The following is an 18,631-nucleotide window of genomic DNA, read 5'->3' on the forward strand; positions in this document are numbered from 1 at the left end:
CGAGGAATTCGCTCCACAAATGAGGAAGAAGGGGCGGCTGCAAGTAGGAATGGATGCCGACATTGTCGTCTTTGACCCTACGACCGTATCAGACCTAGCCACCTACGAAAACGCGAACCAACCTGCCAAAGGTCTCCATACCGTTCTCGTAAACGGCTCATTAGTCGTTGAGAATAGTGTACTCAAAATAGACGCTGATTCAGGTCAACCAATCCGCCGCAAGCTCGAACGATAAGGTGACCGCTTTGGGCTCAAAGCCGACATTCATCGAACGCGCGACATTGGTAAAGATGGGCTCGGTGCGGTCATTCGGAAAAATTTCGTGAACGTCTGCCTTGCGGACAAAGCCGACCTTTGTCTCGGTATAATCCGTGCGCAGTGTGCGCTAAAATCAGTCATATTCGTAATTTGATGTGTATCAATGTAATTTGATGTGAATTTCACAATACTCCCAGATGCTTGGCTGCTTGAATTGGGAGGGCTTAAGATGCCAGTGATAGTAAAATGCTTGAAGATAGCTGCAGCAATAGTGGTTGTTTTAAGTGGATGCACTGAAGGCCCAGCATATCAAGAGGCGGTCGCGACCCAATCTGCAATTCCGGCTGGTAAAGGGCGGATCGCAGTATTTCGCACGCAACAAGTTCAGGGTTTTGGTGTGAAACCAGCTGTTTTGGTTAATGGTTTGCCAACCGGGAAGTGCGAAGTGGATAGTGTGTTCTTTGTGGATGTTCCCCCTGGCCAACACACGGTGAGCGCAAGCACGATGGAAACGAGCGTCGTCAGAGTAAACGTAGCAGCGGGACAGACAACATACGTACTTTGCACAATCAACGTTGGTGCAGTGATGGGCGTTGTACAACTTGTTCCCGTTAGCGCGGCGAGTGCCACACCAAAGATGAATGAGTTGGTTTTCACTGGACAGTATTAGACACCTTTAGTATGCACCACTGCGATGGCTGCTCCGGGCTCCGAGCTGCTGTTCGCTGCAGGTTTCTCCAACGTCCGCTTTGAGCGGCTGCTGGGAATAAACTGTATCGAAGGTCGCGGTAGGCAGGTAGTCGTTATCGATAAGCGGAAAGACACAGCCACTTAGCCGTTTGCGGGCAGCGGTCTCGTCGCTAACGTGGCGGGCAATGAATGTTGAACACCTGCAGCGATACATTAACGAGGACATGCGTATGTCGCATGTTTATCAACCCGTCATGCTGCTTGAGCTTCTCAAGTTTGGCGGCGAAGCGAGCATCGAGCAGATCGCGAAAGCTATGCTGCTACACGATAGGTCACAAATCGAGTACTAGGAAATCCGTACTAAGAATATGGTTGGGAAGGTGCTGACAAATAACGGCATCGTGGACCCAGTGAAACTTGCGGGCCGGATTGTTGGATACCGCTTAAAAGACATAAGTAATATGAGCGCAGAAGATCGATCTACTTTGATCGGCCAATGTGAAGGCAAGATTGCTGACTACATTGAAAAACGCGGTGACAGCATTTGGAAGCATCGCTTCAACGCGAAGGGTTATGTGCCGGGGTCGGTTCGCTATGAAGTCCTAAAGCAGGCTAAGTATCGCTGTGAATTATGCGGTGCATCTGCCGCGGAAATCGCCTTGCATGTGGATCACATCATCCCTCGTAGCAAAGGCGGTCAGGATGATCTGAGCAACTTTCAAGCACTTTGCATCACGTGCAATACCAATAAACGAGATACAGACGACGCTGATTTTCGCGACGTGGCGAAGGCGTATGCGCATCGAGAGAAAGGGTGCGTCTTTCGTGAAGTATCAGCAGATCGTGTCATCGCTGAAAACGAACTGTGCTACGCTATCCTAGATGGATTTCCTGTTACACCTTTACACACATTGGTAATCCCGAAGCGGCATGTGTCAGACTATTTCGATCTTTTTCAGCCTGAGCTGAACGCAATGCGGCGCATGCTCGAAGAAATGCGCTCTGATATTCTCAACAAGGACTGTTCAGTTTCGGGTTTCATCGGTCGGCAAGGTTTCCTACCACCCCAGCCATGATTTTCCCTAAAATCACGCACTGGATATTTGGCCGCCTATTACCGCTTGTTTTCAGGAGGTTATCATCCGGCTATTCCAGCTGAGACCCGAGTTTATGCGCAACAATGGTCGATTTCGGAGCGCAGCGAACTGCTTGTGCTGATCTGACCAGATAGCCGGGAAGCCGGACTTGATCAGGTAATCCGTGGTCGGGCCGTCAGGCTGATCGCCCGCAGCGATGGCATCCAGAACATCAGGTGCCAGCATTGCCAGGTAGACATCATCCTGAACACGGCGCTTGGAGGTACCTTCTTCTCCCGCGATTTTTGAGAACGTTCAACCAACAACAATCATGGCCAACCACCGGCGCGTTTTGATGACGTTGCGGACAAGTGTTTGATCGATCTGAGGAGGCGGATCAGGTGAGAATTGTGCTCTTCGTCGTTCCATCTGAATACTCGACTTCCAGAATCCAATCCTGCTCGTTGCGGCCCACATATATATATGTCGGACCATCGCCTGGCGCAGGTCGGTCTGTGGTTACGGAACAGGTGAACTGATCGCCATTATCAGCGACTGTAAAGGTCTCCTGATCCACTGTGTCTTCGGCCTTCCCGTTCGCGAAAGGAAACGGTGCCCATAACGCCGATGTGTGAACCGACACAAACCGCGCGACGTGGTCTCCGTTCGTCTCGCTGAGGTCAACCGTCGCGAAACACGCGCGGTGTTCATCGCCGGAAAGGAAGACAACATGAGAGATCTCGTTTTTTGCGATGTGAAGCAGCACCTCTCGCATCGTTGCAAGGTAACCGTCCCAACCGTCGGAATGGATGGCGCTGAGGTTCGTTGGGTCGAGCGACGCGTCACGCTGCACGGCCCGCCTGTGGCGCGGCAGAAAGAGCGAAGGTGTGATGACGAACTTTGGCCCATCGTGGCTGCTGAGGAATGTCTTTAGCGCGGCCATATTTGTGTTCAGTGGATCAGCGTCAAACAGTTTGGCACCGCCCAGGCTGTTGACCTGTCGCCTGCTTCTATCCGTGCGTGTGTCCAGCAGGAAGAACGGGAAACCGTCAAAATCGAACTCAACCCGGTTCGCGCGCAGGCCGTGTTGGTATTTCTTGTAAGCGTCAACTGCGGTCGCAAACCAAGTGGCAGGCGGCTGTCCCGACGGTTCCCAATTGTCGACCAACTCATGATCATCGAGCAACATGTACGATGGGCCCGACCGAAGCGCGGTTCTGACCGGGTTGGCGCGCAACCAATTCTCGTAGGGTGCGCGATAGCGGTCATCCTGATCTCTCGGGTCAAAAACCCCCGCAGTAGCATCAGAATAGATCTGGTCACCTACAAACAGCATGAAACGTGGGGCAGTCGCAGCAGGACCGCGCAGGCGATGCGCCAGACCCGCGTAGGACCTGTACGCCGTCGGACCGTCGAACATCCCGGCGGGGTACTGACAGGATCCGAACACGAACCGCGTGGTGTCTGCCCCGATCGGCGGTTTACGATCCGGCACGATTCCATCATGCAAATCGAAACTCTGATCGCGAAGACTTTCCAGCGCGGCAGTCCCAAAAACCGTATCGGGACCAAACTGCATTTCCGTGACTGCTTGCCGACTTACGCCGGTCTCTGCCTCGGGATCGATCATCAATCGGTCAACTGTACGCAGACCTTTGAAGTTGATCTCTTCGTAAGGTTTCGCGCCCTCTGGTCTCTCCACCGAAAGATGGCGGGCCATCGCTTTTGTCACCGCGTCGCGCATGGCCTGAAAGCTCTCTAGTGTGATTTCGCGCGACACCACATCAGACCGCTTGCCGGTGCGATCAAATTCCTTCAGTGTCTGCCTGTTTTCGACCATGTAATAACGCGCTGCGACGACCGGCGCGAGGCCCCGCGCTTCGTCGTAGACGATGAGGATCAGCGTCGCGTTCCCGGGATGCGCAGGATCATGGTTCGGCATGACATCCGCTGCGGGAATCTCGAACGCATCCCACAATTTTTGTTCAAGCTGACTCGAACGATACACTGCCATGGAATCGAGAATGTCGTCCTCTGTCCACGGGCCGGTCTGGTCCGGTTTCAGGATGCTGTTTCCGGAAACGTGAACCCGCAGCAATACGACCCCTTCGGGTTTGCGATGCGATGGCGCCGCGCCGATCCGCGCGATGTAGCCTTCTTCGGCAACATTGTCCGGTTCCTCAAGCGTCATGATCGGCCCGATCCACGGGGGATAGGCGACTCGCTCTTCGTTTCGAACGTGATTGTTCTGGCCCACATCAGCATCAAGGAACGTTCTAATATTTTCGAACGTTTCCAATCGATCCGCGCCGATCAAACAATCTTGATGCCCCGCTCCTTCAATAATCTTAGGAGCAAGATACTGGACACCGGCATCATGCAGGATCTGCTCCATCCGATCCACCGTCGCGACATTGGAAAGCCCATTGTCGCTACCATGCACGCTCAGAATCGGGATCTTTTTCAAACCTTTCTCCAGCAAATCCCGGGACACCAACGCGTTGCGGCCACGATGGTCGGTCATCAGATCATGGCGTGCAAAATGCAGGGTCGATGCAACAGTGCGCAGGCTCAGAGCACCAAAATGATCGTCGATATGGTTAAGGACCCCGTCTTCCATCCGTGCTGCAGTGAAGTCGCGCCCGTACAGCGCATCCATCCGATGCCGCGTGCGTGTCCAAGGTGTCCGCTTCCAGGGCAGGATCGGGTTCTCGATGTCAAATTCTTCTACCGGGTAAGGCAAGGTGGTGACGACACGATCCCATAGATCGTCGGCCAGCGTCGGGTTTTCAGGCCGGAACTCGTACGCGTCAGGCAGGAATTCCACCAGATAGCGCATAACGTAGCCGCGCAGGATGTTGATGGGGGAAAACACAACAAGCGGTCCCACCTGCGTAAAGGCCATGCGTCCGATTTTCTTGAACAAAGCGTCCGCCGGGGGATTCCCTTGCGCAGACTCCAATATCGCCTGACTGACGACGATCGTGCCCATGCAATGCGCCACCACATCCACTTGCTGAGCCCCGGTGAGTTCCAATGCCTTGTCGATAACCCAATGAACATCCTGCTTTGCGATCTGCTCGAAGGCCCAAGGCTGCTTTGCCGTCTGCTTGAAATATGGGCTCGTGCGCATGTCGGCGATCATCACGTCACGTCCGCTTTCGTACAGATGGCTTGCAATGTTCGGCGTGACGGCCTTGTGGGCAAAGGTCGTTCCGCCGGCGCTGTAACCGTGAAACATCACCACAGGGCGTTCTGTGGTGTTTGAGTTCCGATACCGCGTGATACGCACCTTACCTTCGATCAATTCTTCCGATGCCGAAAACGCTGGTTTCTCTGGCTGGATCGCTCCTTCATCAAAATGCGGCTCTGCCGTGACGGGCAAACCGACAGAGAGTTTCAGCTTGGCAGGTGGTTCAAAATCCACCTGCGGTTCGGATGGCCATTCGTCCGGCGCGCGGAAGCTCCAGATATGGATGCCAAGCAAGAGACGCAGGAAATAGCCCAAAAAGCCGCCAAGATCGGCGATCGCCTTAACCGAGTCCGCTTGCTTCACAATGCGGAACAACGGAACGCCAATCCTTGCCAGATACGCGGTATCGAGTTTCAGAACGCGCGGATGCGCAGTATCAATTCCAGGAAACCCCTCCAACTCGATTTCCATAAGCTGACGCCAGGGGTTTCCGCGTCGATTGTAGGTGAAGCGTTTTATCCCGACGATACGGTCTCCTGACAGCGTGAAATCTCCGCCCGGTGCCGCGTTTCCAATCTGAAGGTCATAGACAAATCTGCGGACCTCGCCCGCGCGACTGGCAATGGCGAAGCCAGATTTGATCCTGCTTAGAAAACCCGGTCCCGGCGGGCCGGAGCCGCCGTCAAAAGCGGCCTGATAAATGTCCCTGAGCCCGCGGTTCCAGAACCAGGCGCGTCCTGCGCGCCAGATCCGACCAAGGAACCAACTGTCCTCCCGCTCCAGCACCTTGAGCGTTCCGCTAAGCGGTGCCCGGAACTTTGCCATAGCGTCAAGCTTCAGCTCTCGCACAGTCGGCGGGTCCCATTTCCTGGCCAATTGATCCCACTCATTCTTGTCAAAAACCCTGATCTCACTCTGGATCAGTCGCTCGCCGGTCGACGTAGAAACATCGAGCACCGGAAGCCCAGGCTGCCCGGGATTCAAGCTTTGCACCGGTTTGGGCTCGAAACGCATTGTCAACTCGACAACAAACAGGCCCGGCGGTTTGCCCTGCGGAGAAAACCGGACCGGGCCGTGCAGGCGTTCTATGACCTCGACCTCGGTCGGTTCGGGCTCAACGGCATGGTCCGTCTCACGAAATACCGGGCGTTCGAATGGTTGCGGTTGTGGTGCCGGGGGTTGCGCGGGATCGTATCCCCAGAATGCGGCCAGATGTCTGGCTGATCGCAGCGCCAGTGCCGCGATTGTCAGAGCCGGGTTCGTTCCAAGCGCAGTTGGAACAATCGACCCGTCCAGCACGACAAGCCCCTCATAGGCATCCGGGGAACTGTCGGACCTGAAGACCCGGCCGGTCGGGTTCACCACCCCGTCAGAGCCATGATCGGCCATGATCAGCCCCCCCAGCGGGTGAACGGTTGTCACCGGGCCGCGCTGGCCTCCGGTCAGAAACGAAAGATCTTCTGGTAAAAGCCGCCACGCCGGGTTTGCTATGAACCGCCCACCCGACCCGGTCGTTAGGTTGGAAAGGGTATCAACACCATTGACGAAGGTTGACGGTTCGTCGCCCGGCCATAGCATTCGCGCTGTTCCGTCAACCTCGAAATCCTTGGACTTGTCACAGACCTCAATCTCACCTTTCGCGCCATCGTCGCCCATAATAGCAAAGACAGCAGTCTGTTTGATCGACTGCGGTGGAATGGCATAACCATCATCGCTCGGGAATCCGGTTCCGTGCGAAGACCAGTCCATGTCCTGCAACGCATGGAGCGCGTTGACGGACCCGAAAACTTCACCAAAGACCACGCGAAGTGAGGCCGGAACCGAAATCTCCTGAATCAGAACGCCCTTGTCCTCGCGCAGGTCGATCACCCCGGTGATGGTCGGGCCAATATTTCGGGTCGACGGTTGAACGGCCTCATCGGCGACCGTGTTGACCTCGGAGCTTGTCGAAAAATCAGCTGCAAGCATGTCACCATTGGTCGAACAGCGTTGCCCCAGCATTTGTGCCGACAAAGCCAACCCATTCGCATGAGAACGTGCAAGGATTTCATTCGACCCCATCGTGCCAGCCGCGATGATGATTTTCGATGCCCGAATACGGGTGACCGAATTCTCGCGCAGGCGCAGGTTTTTGTCGGTGAAAACCGTGTTCGCAATCCAGTTATCCCCATCTTTTGAAACGTATAAAACAGTACCACCGCAATAAATCTCAGCCCCGACCTGATGCGCTTGCACCAGCAAACCGAGATCCAGCGATTCTTTTGCTCCAAAATTGCATCCCGTGGCACAGTCGCCGCACCTGATGCACTTCTTGAGCCGGACATTCGCTCCGTTTGTACGGTCCGTCATGGCGACGGTAATGTCAGCCGACCGAAAGTGCGACGGTGCCATACTTTCTAGCGCCTGATGTTTTTCAAGCGGCCCGTCCGGGTGATTGCCGATCTGGTTGGGCACGCCTCCGATCCTGGCCCCCAGCATTTCTGCCGCCTCATCGTAGAAATTCTGCCACGTGGTGAAGGTCGAGAGTTCAGCTGGCCATCCGGACTGGAACCGTTCAGGAGACGGCGTTTCCATGACCCCTGCATTGATAAGCGACCCGCCGCCAAGGCCATTTGCAACAACCACATTAACCTTGGGGCCTAACCTGACATCAAAAAGCCCCTGCCGGTTGCCATCCCGTCTCAGATATGTTGGCAGTTCGGCAAGACCACTGGGAAAGGCCCCCGGCAAGTACTCGTTTCCGCGTTCCAGCACTCCAACCCGGACAAGTGACCCGCCGTTGGAGCGCCCTGCAAGGGTTGCTGCGGCAACCGCCCCACCATAACCGCTGCCGATGATGAGAACGTCGAAATGAACCTCATTATTGGGTGCGGCACTGACTTCAGCTGCAAGGTGTTCGAACCCTTTTGATAACCAGGCCGTCCGAGATTCCGTATCAAAGCTACTCATTAATGAACCTGTTTGTTTGGTCCGGAAAACGATGGCGCAACGCAGTACTAGATCGGACCAGGATCCAGTTGCATCACCGATCAATTCGGCTGGGACTCGCGAAACCACGAAGAGAAAAAGAGAGATGCGTCAGACGTCCCACTTTGCATTATAGCACATTTCCAGGCGGTCTTCGCGCGACACCACTGACCGGCGTTCCTTAGTGAAATTCACCGGTGCATTGGCTGAACATTCATAAATCGCGGATTCTGTGCAAAACTGGCCCCGGGCAGGCAGCTCGTCGATTGATCGCCTGCCAGCTTTGTTTGCACGCTGGCACGGCAGCGCGGAGACGTTTCGAGTATTGGTGGGACCGGAGGTTTGTCTTGGAAAACGCGTTGATTACGCTTGACAATCTGCTTCCTCTTTCCCTTGTGAAACGGTTGCATGGCACAGACGGTTTGCGGCCCGCAGAGGTGAACCTGTCGGGTGCAACACTCCTGATCGATGTGTCACGGTCCACAGCCTTGGTCGAGCGTGCATCACAACGCGGGCAAGCGGGGCTGGAACAGATCGGCAGGCTTCTCAACCAGTCTTACACGCGCTGCGTCGACTTGATCATTTCGCTTGATGGTGAGGTTGTCAGATTCACAGGTGATTCCATTTTGGCCTTTTGGCCGGACGACAAAGCAGGGGCACAGCGCGCCGTCGTTCAGGCCAAGCGATTTGCGGACACGATTTGCGGCCAGACTGACCTTGGCACCGAAACCCTTGGAACGGCGCAAGAAACCGCTTTCCATGCGGGCATCGGCCATGGCGACCTTAGGCTTCTGGCAGTCGGTGGCGATCCGAATTGGAACCTTGTGATAGGTGGTGATGCGCTGGATCAGGCTGCGCGCGCGCTCGACCAGACTGGCGTGGGCGAAGTCGCATTATCCGGAATGGCACAATTGGCCTATGGCAGTACCGACAAGGCAAAATGGACACCCGCTGCACCGCCTGTCAAGCGCGACGTTGATCCCGACACGGACTGGCTGCTTGGATTCGTGCCCCCATCTGTGCGGAACTCGATGGAATCAGGGTACGTGCAAGGAACACCTGACCCGTCTGTCAGTTCGTCGGGCAATTCCGAGATCAGGCCCGTGTCGGTTCTCTTTGCCCGATTGACCCGCCCCGCTGAAGAGCATCCTAACAAGGTTTTTGACCTGACTGACCTGCATGACCTGTGCCGCGATATTCAATTAGAGTTGCGCGCACGGGACGGGCCAGCAAGTGAGTTCTTCTTTGATGGGAATGGTCTGGTCTGCCTTGCCGGCTTTGGCGGACCTGGCGTTTTCCATCGTGATGACCCGCGACGCGCACTGGACATGGCCCAGGCGATCGTCGCCCTGGCCCACCGAAGAAAGTTGCGCGCTGCCGTCGGTGTAGCAACTGGTGATGCGCTTTACAGGGTGGCGGGCAGTTCCAAAAGGCTTCAACCGATGCTGTTCGGACAGTCGGTCAACCGCGCCGCGCGTTTGATGGCACAAGTTGACGACGACATACTGTGTGACTCACGGACTCAACGGCTGGCTCGAGGTGAGTTCGAATTCACACAAAGCAGATCGCTGCAACTGACCGGCCTTGGTGAAGTTGTTCCGGTCTTTCACCCGGCCCCACGACGCCAACAGATGGAGCGCGAGACAAAACTGATCGGGCGCGGTTCGGAGCTCGAATTCCTCAATACAGCGTTTGAGCACGTCAGCTCAGGTGCAAAACGACTTGTTGTCGTCGTCGGCGAGCCGGGCACGGGCAAGACGACGCTGATCAATGCCTTTGAAGACGGTCTGAAGGAACGTGGGGCTTCGGTTTTTGTTGCGCGCGCCGAACGGGATGACCGGCGAAGCTCACTCCACGTATGGCGGCAACTGCTGCACGCCCTGACCGGTCTGCAAGATCTACGAGATGGTCAAGCTGTCTTTGACGTGATTCAGCAGCACGTTGGCGACGACCCCCGAATTGCTGCAGGCTTGCCTTTGCTCAGCGACGTGCTGGCGATCGAATTGCCTGAATCTCAAAACACGATGCACCTGTCAGGTGCCCACAGAGCCGATGCGACGATGCGTTTGATCGCCGACATCGTCGGGTTACTGGCACCGCGCCCGGTCGCGTTTATTTTAGAGGACAGTCAATGGCTGGACTCGGCTTCTTGGCGTCTTGTCGAATGGGTTCTAACCTCTCTCGACACGCTACTGGTGGTCCTTTGCGTCCGCGCAGGTGAAATACCGCAACCCCTGTCCGATTTAAGCCGGAGCGCGGAAGAGATTGCATCGGGCGCTACGCCAAACCCGGCTGACCTGGCGCAGTATTACCGCCGAGTCGATCTTACGGAACTGGACGAAACCTCGATGCGTCAGCTGATCACGCGGACTCTGGACGGCACGCCAGCAGGGGCGGAAATCGAACATCAGATATTGTCACTGGCAAGCGGGAACCCGTTATTTGCAGAAGAGATCGCCTTGTCGTTGAAAAGCGAGGGAATGATCTTCGAGCGTGACGGCCACTGGCAGTCGGCGCGCCCCCTGCCCGACCTCGGCTATTTCGAAGGCATCGAAAGAGTGATCCGGGAACGTTTCGAACAACTCGATGGCGCCTCTCGCGAAGTTCTGAGCGCTGCATCGATCATTGGTCGCACGTTTGCAGAGCGGCCTCTGCAAGCGCTTCTGGGACACTCGGTGGCTACGGCGCTACAGCGCCTTGTCGACGCGCAACTTATCGTGCGCCAACAACAGGAAAGCCTGTACCAGTTTCGGCACGATCAGATTCGGGATGTTGTCTACAATTCGATTACCAATGATCGTCGGCGACATCTGCATAAGTCCTTGGCCACATGGCTGGAACTGGAACAACCCGATGCGACTGCAAACGGCATCGCGACCCTGGCCCGGCATTTCGAAGCTGCGGGCGCATACGATCAGGCCGTCAAATATGCCGATAGCGCCGCGACCAGTGCATTGCGCAGTGGTGCCTATCGCGAAGTAGAATCTTTCCTCGCCATCTGTCTGGATCACGAGCCTCCGCACAGCAGTTGGACACCCGAGCAAAGGCTGCGATCGGTGACGTGGCGACGGCAGTTGGCAGAGGCGCATTATGGGCGTGGCGACATCCAGGCACAGGGCGTGGCCATTCGCTCGGCTCTTGACGTGGCGGGGCACACCGTACCGAATTCGGCCGTGTCCATTGGCCTGCACCTGGCCACACGCGGCTTGCGTATTCTCACCCGCCAAGCCTTGCCACATAATCGCGACTTTCGCACAGATACTGACGGGGCGCGATGGAATGGTGAAATCGCTCGGTGCCTGAACCAGGCAGCGACCGTCGACTATTTTGAACTGAGGTTCGCGCGTGGCATGTGCAATCTGCTGGGCGCCGTTATCCGGGCAGAGTGGACCGACGTGTCGGTTGAAACGGTTTTGTCCAACTGTCAGTTGGCTGCAGGGCTTGGCATGATGGGGTGGCGCAGGATGAACGCCCGACTGATGAACCGCGCCGAAGACGTGGCGATCAAGCTGGAAGACCCCGCGCTGCAATCGCATGTATGTACGCTCGATGCGCTTTGGCGCGTGGGTGTTTGCGATTGGGGCATGCTCGACAAACGTATTGATCAGGCCCAAAAACTTGCACTGGAATCTGGCGATCAGCTTCGGTGGTGCAACGCGCAAGGCATTCGTTTCTGGTCGCAATACTATCGCGGCAATCTCGATGCGCTGGAAGAGACGACGCGTCTGCTTCTTCTGCGGGCGCAAAACGCCGGAAACATTCAGCAAGAAATTTGGGCGCTTCGCTGCAAGGCGCTTTACCTGCTGCATATCGACAATCCGCGTCAGGCCGTCGATCTGCTGCGTGTGGCAAACACGAGCATGTCTGAATCCGCCGATATTGCAGCCCGGATTTCGGCGACAGGTGCGATGGCGCTTGCTTTGACGCGGATTGGCAAGCATTCCGAAAGCTACGACGCTGCGGTGACAACTATGGAGTTCCTCGACCAGATGCGTCGGCCATCCTCACACAGCGTGATCGTCGGAATTTCGAGCGTGCTCGAAGTCCTTCTGCGCGGTCGGGAAGCGGGTTTGTGGTCAAACCAAAACGAAAAACGCGACTTGGAAGCGCGCGCGCTCGCAAAGCTGTCACGCTACAGCAAGGTCTTTCCCGTCGGAAAGGCACAGCTTGGGCTTTGGCGTGGGCTCAGCCATTTTCTGGACGGAGCCCAGGGCGAAGCGATGTCCGAATGGAAGCAAGCGCGGGACTGGGCCGACAAGCTTCAACTGCGTAAGGATGCAACATTGCTAAATGCAGAAATCCGCCGCTGGCAGGCACGTTGAAACTGACTGGCCGGTTCTGAAAGGGAATTCCGCAAGACAACAGATCAACCGTGTAGTCGCTTTAGAGTTAGCCCCCCGCGATTTCCCGCCACTGGTGCAAAGCCAAGCCTTTAGGATGAAACCGAACCTGAGTTTGCAGGATGCCATTGCCGGGCCATCGGGTCGCTGATTTTCAGGCTATCCACAGCGCGGCTTGCAATTTGGTCAATGATCTCAACAAGATTGACCGGCTTCAGGTAGAAGGCAGGTACTGGCGGCATGATAATGGCCCCCATTTCGGCAACGGCCGTCATATTGCGCAGATGTGCAAGGGTCAGAGGCGCTTCGCGGGCCAACAGAACCAGCGGCCTGCGCTCCTTAAGTTGAACACTGGCGGCACGGGTCAACAGGTTGTCATCCAACCCATGCGCTATGGCAGCCAGTGTGCGCATGGAACACGGCGCGACGATCATACCTGACACAGGGACGGAACCGGACGCGATCGAAGCTCCTATGTCATCTGAGGCGTGAGACCGAGAAACAAGTCGTTGCAAATCCGCAAACGCAGTGGGACCGCACTCTTGGTGTAACGTGAGCTTGGCAGCGGCACTGACAACAAGGTCTGTTTCTACACCTGCGGCCGCCAATCGCCGTGCAACCGCCGGGCCAAGAGCCGCCCCCGAGGCCCCAGATACGCCCAGAACAACCCGAACCTGTTTCATGGCTGCAACTCCGGCATTCTCTTGTTTACAAGGTTTTGCGCGAATTCCAGATCCGCTTCAGAACTGCGCATGACCGTTCCCCATTCCCGTTTCGTTTCGCTTTGAATCTTGGTCGTCGCGTCCAGGCCAATCTTTCCTGCGAGACCAGGCTCGGGTGACGCGAAATCGAGGTAATCCATTGGTGTTCTGTCTAAAGTGATCACATCGCGGCCAGGGTCCATGCGCGTAGCAAGCGCCCAGGCAATATCATCCCAGTTTCGGGTGTTGATGTCAGCGTCGACGGCAACAATCATCTTTGTATAGCTAAATTGCGGCAGCATCCCCCACAGGGCCATCATCACGCGACGCGCCTGCCCCGGATACCGTTTATCGATGGCAACGATAGCAATGCGATAAGAACAGGCGGCTGGCGGTAACCAAAGATCGCAGATTTCAGGAATCTGCGCACGGATCGTCGGCAAAGCCAGACGATTGAACACCTCGCCAATGATCGCCGGCTCGTCCGGCGGTCGCCCGGTATAGGTGGACAGGTACAAAGGCGCTTCGCAATAAGTCACTGCGGTGACATGCATTACAGGGAATGGCTCGGCAGGATTGTAATACCCCGTGTGATCGCCAAAAGGCCCTTCGGGTGCCATCTCGTTTGGTGAAACCCATCCCTCCAGAATGATCTCGGCATCTGCCGGAACCAACATTGGAACAGTTCGTGCAGGGACCAGGCGTGGGCGGCTTTGGTTCAGCGCACCTGCAAACGTCAATTCAGACACAGTTTCCGGCAATGGCAGGGCCGCCGACAACAACGTCGCAGGGTTCGCGCCGAGGACGATTGCGACCGGCATTTTTTTATTGTTCCGCGCCCAGCCTCGGTGGTGACCAGCCCCACCGCGATGGGGCAGCCAGCGCATAATCAGGCGGTTTCGATCCAGTACCTGAACGCGATAGACACCTGCGTTATAGCCCTGCGCGGCATTAGGTTCGCTGCCAAAAGGCCGAGTCAGGACAACGGGCCATGTAATCAGCGGCCCTGCGTCTTCCGGCCAGTGCGTTTGTATTGGCAGTGCGCGCAGGTCCACATCAGGTCCAATGTGGCAAGCATGTTGGACAGGTGCAGTTTTGACAACCTTTGGCCGTGTGGACAGAGCCGCCTTCAGCACTGGCCACCGCGACAGCGCGTCCCGCAATCCGTCCGGAGGTGTCGGCGCCCGCAACGCGGCCAGAAAACTGCCCAGATCGTCCAACCCGTCAAGCGAAACACCCAAACCGGCGGCAACCCGTTCCGTTGTTCCAAACAAATTGGTCACAACGGGGATCGAGGACCCTCTCGCAGAGAAACCCGTTGGCTGATCAAATTGCAGGACCGGCCCCTTGGCCTCTAACACCGCTCGGTGAACGGCAGTCATCTGATGGCGCACTGAAACCGGGTCAGGGATATGCCTGAATTGCCCGTTTTCGTCACACCATTTCAGAAAATGTCGAAGGCTGGGGTATTGCGGAAGGGTGCGAATGGTCTTGCTCCGTCGGTGGTTCCGATCCCCTAGCAGCAAAACCTCGGCATCGAATTGACAACCGTCAAATGCATGGCTTCGCTAACCGCTTAGGACATGTCCGTAATCACCATCTTGAGACAGCAGGAGGTCTGTTTGTCTGTTCCCCAAACCCAGATACCACAATGCCCGGTCGCTTTGGCAACCGCGCTGAGGTTCGTTCCACTCGTACCCCTTTCACTGTCACTGACAGCGTTCTCACGTCGGATCGCAAAAGCTCATCCAGACATGTTTCGCAGGCTCGGGAAACACAATCGGGCCTTGTTTGTTCTGGACCCCACGGATTTGCCGGTTGTTCTGCTTCTCAAGCCAAATAATGGGCTTCCAACGATAACCGTGAGCCGACAGCATGGGGACGGGACAGCGCGAATCTCTGGCCCTTTGGCGGCCCTGTTGGGGCTGGTGCATGGGGCTTTTGATGGCGATGCACTGTTTTTTTCGCGCGACCTTGTGATTCAAGGCGACACCGCAGCGGCTTTGGCTTTGAGAAACGCAATCGATGACGCGGAATTGGACCTCGCGCACGAGGTCACTATTGTGTCTGGCCCATTGGCACGCTCCTTGGAACAGGTAATTGCATTCGCAGAACGTCGAACTGGCCTGTGCCTGACCCGGCCGGAGGACTCTCTTTCATGGTAATGGAAATCGTCTGCCCCGCAGGCACACCCGCCGCCTTGAGAGCAGCGGTCAAGGCTGGCGCTCATACAATCTATTGCGGCTTCAATGACGAAACCAACGCGCGCAATTTTCCCGGTCTCAATTTTGACCGGACCGAGATGCGGTCCGGGATCTCTTTTGCACATGAACACGGCGCCAAAGTGCTGGTCGCGATCAACACGTTTCCCCGTGCAGGCAGCGAGTCCATCTGGCATCATGCGGTGGCAGACGCAGAAACCTGCGGCGCGGATGCGGTGATCCTGGCCGATCTGGGACTGCTGGATCATACCGCGCGGAACCATCCCGGCTTGCGCAGGCATCTGTCCGTTCAGGCAGCTGCAGCCAATGCCGATGTGATCAACTTTTATGCCGAGACGTTTGGCGTCAGACGGGTGGTCTTGCCACGTGTGCTATCCGTACACGAGATTTCCGCCATCAATGCCGAGACCGACGTCGAGACCGAGGTTTTTGTCTTCGGCGGTCTATGCGTCATGGCCGAGGGGCGATGCTCACTGTCCTCCTATGCCACAGGGCTGTCCCCAAATATGAACGGTGTCTGCTCACCGGCTAGCCACGTAGAGTATGAGGAAGATGACGGAGCTCTGGATGCCCGACTTGGCGGCTATCTGATTCATCGCGTCGAACGGAATGCGCCTGCACCATACCCAACGCTTTGCAAAGGGTGTTTTTCTGCAGGAGGAAAGACCGGACATCTGTTCGAAGACCCCGTCAGTTTGAATGCTGAACGGTTGATCCCGCAATTGCAAAAGGCCGGTGTGACCGCCTTGAAAATCGAAGGGCGTCAACGTTCAAAATCCTATGTCGCGCAAGTCGTTCGAAACTTCCGTGCTGCGGTCGATGCATTGGATGCCGGACGTCCGCTGCCCCAGGGGATGCTCGCCCGTTTGTCCGAGGGGCAAGCCATGACAACCGGCGCATACAAAAAGACCTGGAGATAGTCTGATGGAATTGACCGTTGGCCCAAACCAGTTTTTCTGGTCAGCCGAACGCTGGGAATCCTTTTACAGCGATTTGACTCAGTCAACTGTTGACCGGGTCGTGATCGGGGAGCTGGTGTGTTCCAAACGCTTGCCGTTCTATCAAGATCGCATCCCAGAAGCCGTATCCCGACTTTTGGATGCCGGGAAAGAGGTCACGTTGACGACTCTGGCTTTGGTGACACTGAAGCGAGAGCTCAAATTGACTGCGGAGCTGGCAGACATGGGTGTCATGGTCGAGATAAACGACCTGACGGCTCTGGCGTACATCCCCAATGGGTGCGCGTTTTCCGTTGGACCGCTGGTGAACGTGTATAACGAAAGCACGGTGAACTGGTTGGCATCACGAGGCGCCCGACGCATTTGCCTGCCGCCTGAACTCCCTGTCGAGTCCGTCAAGGTTTTGGCTCAGGCCGCAAAGGACAAGGGTGTCGCGATCGAGGTATGGGGTCACGGCCGTCTGCCTCTGGCCATTTCCGGTCGCTGCTATCACGCCAGGCTAAACGGGCGCAGCAAGGACAATTGTCAGTTCGCCTGCGAAGATGACCCGGACGGGCTTGACGTTGTGACCAGTGACGGTGTGCCAATCATGGCGATGAACGGGGTGCAGACCCTGTCGGACAGCTATGCCTGTACGGATCACCAGATTGATCTTTTACGGGATGCCGGAGTATCCGCCCTGCGCCTGTCACCGCAGGCCGACGGTTTCTTGGAGTTGTGCGATTTGTACCGGCGGCGAGTTGATGGCGTGTTGGCCCAAGGTGAATTGGGGCAGGCTATGCGCGACAAACATCCGGATATCCGGCTGAGCGACGGTTTCCTGACGGGTCGCTGCGGTGCCGAATGGTCAGGCACTTCAGACCAGCCCTCCAAGGCGCCGTGACGCCCAAAACAGATAGCAATCGGACTCTTGCGTCTTTTTGGGCGGCACCGTACCGCCCATTGTTCCTCGCGGCTTATCTTTGCGCTTTTATTACAGTGGGCTGGTGGCCCTTGGGCGATTGGATCGGCCTACCCGGCCCAGCCTGCACTCCCAAGGTCCTCTGGCATGTCCACGAACTCATTTTCGGGTTCGCCGGGGCGGCGATTGGCGGGTACATACTGACTGCACTCCCCGGTTGGACAAGGGCTTTGCCAACGCAGGGCTCATGTTTAAAAGCACTGTTTGCTCTCTGGCTGGGTGCGCGTATCGCTACAGCATTTGCCTGCAACACTTTTCCGTTTGTCCCGCTTGCGTTCAACGCCGGTTATTTCGGACTTTTGGCGGTCGTGGTTGGTCGCCACCTATGGTGTGCGCGTGCCTTCAACAAGCTCGGGTTTCTTTGCGCTATCCTTGCGCTCGGTATCAGCGAAGCCTTGTTTATGAGCGCGACTTCTTTTGGTATGCCATGGGTCGCCGTTGACATGACGCTGCCCATGACGCTTGGGGCCACTATGCTGTTGAATGGGGTCGGCTCTCGGGCCATTCCGGCCTTCACCAGCAATTGGCTGCTCAGTAAGGGGCGATCCAATACAATCCCCTTACCAATGGCCGCCTACACAATACTGACACAGGCGTTGCTGGTTGTGTGCATTCTCGCAGCGCTCAATGGTTGGAGTGTCTGTCAAAGCCTAGCGATGATAGCCACAGCACTTTTGCTGATTTGGCAAATGCGCAGATGGCAAACGTTTGACGTGCTGGCAAACCCGCTTCTGGCGGCCTTGCATCTGTCTTACCTGTGGCTGCCCATAGGGTTGCTGATCATGGGCTTGTCGGGGCTGGTATCTGATGTCTATCGCATTGAAGACGCCTTGCACGCAATCACCATTGGAGGGTTGAGCGGTTTGATCATGGCCATCTCGGGCCGAGCTGCCGCCCATACAAAAGCCGGTGACATGAAAGCTCGCAATCCCTTTGTAGTCGGCGTCGTGTTGGTGTGGATGTCTGCAGTGACCCGTCTGACCTCACCGCTGATGCCGGCCTTTCAGCTGGAAGTTCTTGCAGCCGTCGTTTGGTGCATCGGTTGGGCGGTTTTTACCGTCGGCTTTCTTCCCGCCTTGACCGGCCCCGTTCATCGACCAGCTTTTAGTGGCACGAAATACAACCGTTTCGAAAAAATCAGAGACCAATGATGCCAATTAACCTGAATTCGAACCCGACATGGGGTGAACGCTGCACCCGCCAAAGCAAACATCAGTCCACCGCAAAGATGTGCGTCTCAGCAATCCGGCCCGGCTGAAACAGC

At 56.4% G+C, this 18,631-nt stretch carries 11 protein-coding genes and 1 pseudogene; 8 read left to right on the forward strand and 4 right to left on the reverse strand.

The genetic code is table 11. From position 1 onward, the window contains the following. From ALB80_RS22515 to ALB80_RS17765, 3 genes and pseudogenes are all read left to right on the forward strand, one after another. A pseudogene (locus tag ALB80_RS22515) lies at positions 1-235 on the forward strand (D-glutamate deacylase); the annotation flags it as partial. A gap of 252 nt (positions 236-487) precedes the next feature. Further along, a complete protein-coding gene (locus tag ALB80_RS17760; RefSeq protein WP_050605446.1) occupies positions 488-928 on the forward strand; it encodes a DUF2846 domain-containing protein in 441 nt (146 codons plus the stop codon). Between the two features lie 388 nt (positions 929-1,316). After that, entirely contained in the window at positions 1,317-2,024 is a 708-nt protein-coding gene (locus ALB80_RS17765; protein WP_050605447.1) for an HIT family protein, read from the forward strand. A 51-nt stretch (positions 2,025-2,075) separates the two neighbouring features. Here ALB80_RS17765 and ALB80_RS17770 read toward each other — a convergent pair whose 3' ends face one another. Both ALB80_RS17770 and ALB80_RS17775 read right to left on the reverse strand, forming a co-directional pair. Then, positions 2,076-2,270, reverse strand: coding sequence for a hypothetical protein (locus tag ALB80_RS17770; RefSeq protein WP_050605448.1), 195 nt, complete (start codon positions 2,268-2,270; stop codon positions 2,076-2,078). A 151-nt stretch (positions 2,271-2,421) separates the two neighbouring features. Next, positions 2,422-8,166, reverse strand: a complete 5,745-nt coding sequence (locus ALB80_RS17775) for an alpha/beta fold hydrolase (RefSeq protein ID WP_050605449.1) — start codon at positions 8,164-8,166, stop codon at positions 2,422-2,424. Positions 8,167-8,531: 365 nt separating this feature from the next. Here ALB80_RS17775 and ALB80_RS17780 point away from each other — a divergent pair, with 365 nt between their 5' ends. Then, positions 8,532-12,506 (forward strand): AAA and adenylate/guanylate cyclase domain-containing protein, encoded by a 3,975-nt coding sequence (locus ALB80_RS17780; protein WP_050605450.1) that lies wholly within the window; start codon positions 8,532-8,534, stop codon positions 12,504-12,506. A gap of 110 nt (positions 12,507-12,616) precedes the next feature. On the opposite strand, the gene ALB80_RS17785 is transcribed toward ALB80_RS17780, so the two are convergent. Beyond that, entirely contained in the window at positions 12,617-13,207 is a 591-nt protein-coding gene (locus tag ALB80_RS17785) for a UbiX family flavin prenyltransferase (protein WP_050605451.1), read from the reverse strand. Continuing rightward, positions 13,204-14,712 (reverse strand): UbiD family decarboxylase, encoded by a 1,509-nt coding sequence (locus tag ALB80_RS17790; protein ID WP_050605533.1) that lies wholly within the window; start codon positions 14,710-14,712, stop codon positions 13,204-13,206. The genes ALB80_RS17785 and ALB80_RS17790 overlap by 4 nt, the downstream gene beginning before the upstream one ends. Before the next feature lie 135 nt (positions 14,713-14,847). Here ALB80_RS17790 and ALB80_RS17795 point away from each other — a divergent pair, with 135 nt between their 5' ends. From ALB80_RS17795 to ALB80_RS17810, 4 genes are read left to right on the forward strand one after another with little or no spacing between them, the layout of a single operon-like run. After that, complete coding sequence (locus ALB80_RS17795; RefSeq protein WP_253276914.1) at positions 14,848-15,390, forward strand: SCP2 domain-containing protein; 543 nt, start codon at positions 14,848-14,850, stop codon at positions 15,388-15,390. After that, positions 15,390-16,367, forward strand: a complete 978-nt coding sequence (locus ALB80_RS17800) for a peptidase U32 family protein (RefSeq protein WP_050605452.1) — start codon at positions 15,390-15,392, stop codon at positions 16,365-16,367. Before ALB80_RS17795 ends, ALB80_RS17800 begins: the two co-directional genes overlap by 1 nt. 4 nt (positions 16,368-16,371) lie before the next feature. Continuing rightward, positions 16,372-17,289 carry a U32 family peptidase gene (locus ALB80_RS17805; RefSeq protein WP_050605453.1) on the forward strand — a complete coding sequence of 306 codons (918 nt, stop codon included), beginning with the start codon at positions 16,372-16,374 and terminating at the stop codon, positions 17,287-17,289. Continuing rightward, entirely contained in the window at positions 17,250-18,518 is a 1,269-nt protein-coding gene (locus ALB80_RS17810) for an NnrS family protein (RefSeq protein WP_083445352.1), read from the forward strand. The genes ALB80_RS17805 and ALB80_RS17810 overlap by 40 nt, the downstream gene beginning before the upstream one ends. Positions 18,519-18,631 lie beyond the last annotated feature (113 nt).

Origin of the sequence: Ruegeria sp. 6PALISEP08 (assembly GCF_001238295.1) — a bacterium.
Classification (GTDB): domain Bacteria; phylum Pseudomonadota; class Alphaproteobacteria; order Rhodobacterales; family Rhodobacteraceae; genus Ruegeria.

Bases quoted from the DNA above. Each gene is read 5' to 3' on its own strand.
- ALB80_RS17760 (WP_050605446.1), top strand. From the start codon at position 488: ATGCCAGTGATAGTAAAATGCTTGAAGATAGCTGCAGCAATAGTGGTT.
- ALB80_RS17765 (WP_050605447.1), top strand. From the start codon at position 1,317: ATGGTTGGGAAGGTGCTGACAAATAACGGCATCGTGGACCCAGTGAAA.
- ALB80_RS17770 (WP_050605448.1), bottom strand. From the start codon at position 2,270: ATGCTGGCACCTGATGTTCTGGATGCCATCGCTGCGGGCGATCAGCCT.
- ALB80_RS17775 (WP_050605449.1), bottom strand. From the start codon at position 8,166: ATGAGTAGCTTTGATACGGAATCTCGGACGGCCTGGTTATCAAAAGGG.
- ALB80_RS17785 (WP_050605451.1), bottom strand. From the start codon at position 13,207: ATGAAACAGGTTCGGGTTGTTCTGGGCGTATCTGGGGCCTCGGGGGCG.
- ALB80_RS17800 (WP_050605452.1), top strand. From the start codon at position 15,390: ATGGAAATCGTCTGCCCCGCAGGCACACCCGCCGCCTTGAGAGCAGCG.
- ALB80_RS17805 (WP_050605453.1), top strand. From the start codon at position 16,372: ATGGAATTGACCGTTGGCCCAAACCAGTTTTTCTGGTCAGCCGAACGC.
- ALB80_RS17810 (WP_083445352.1), top strand. From the start codon at position 17,250: ATGGTCAGGCACTTCAGACCAGCCCTCCAAGGCGCCGTGACGCCCAAA.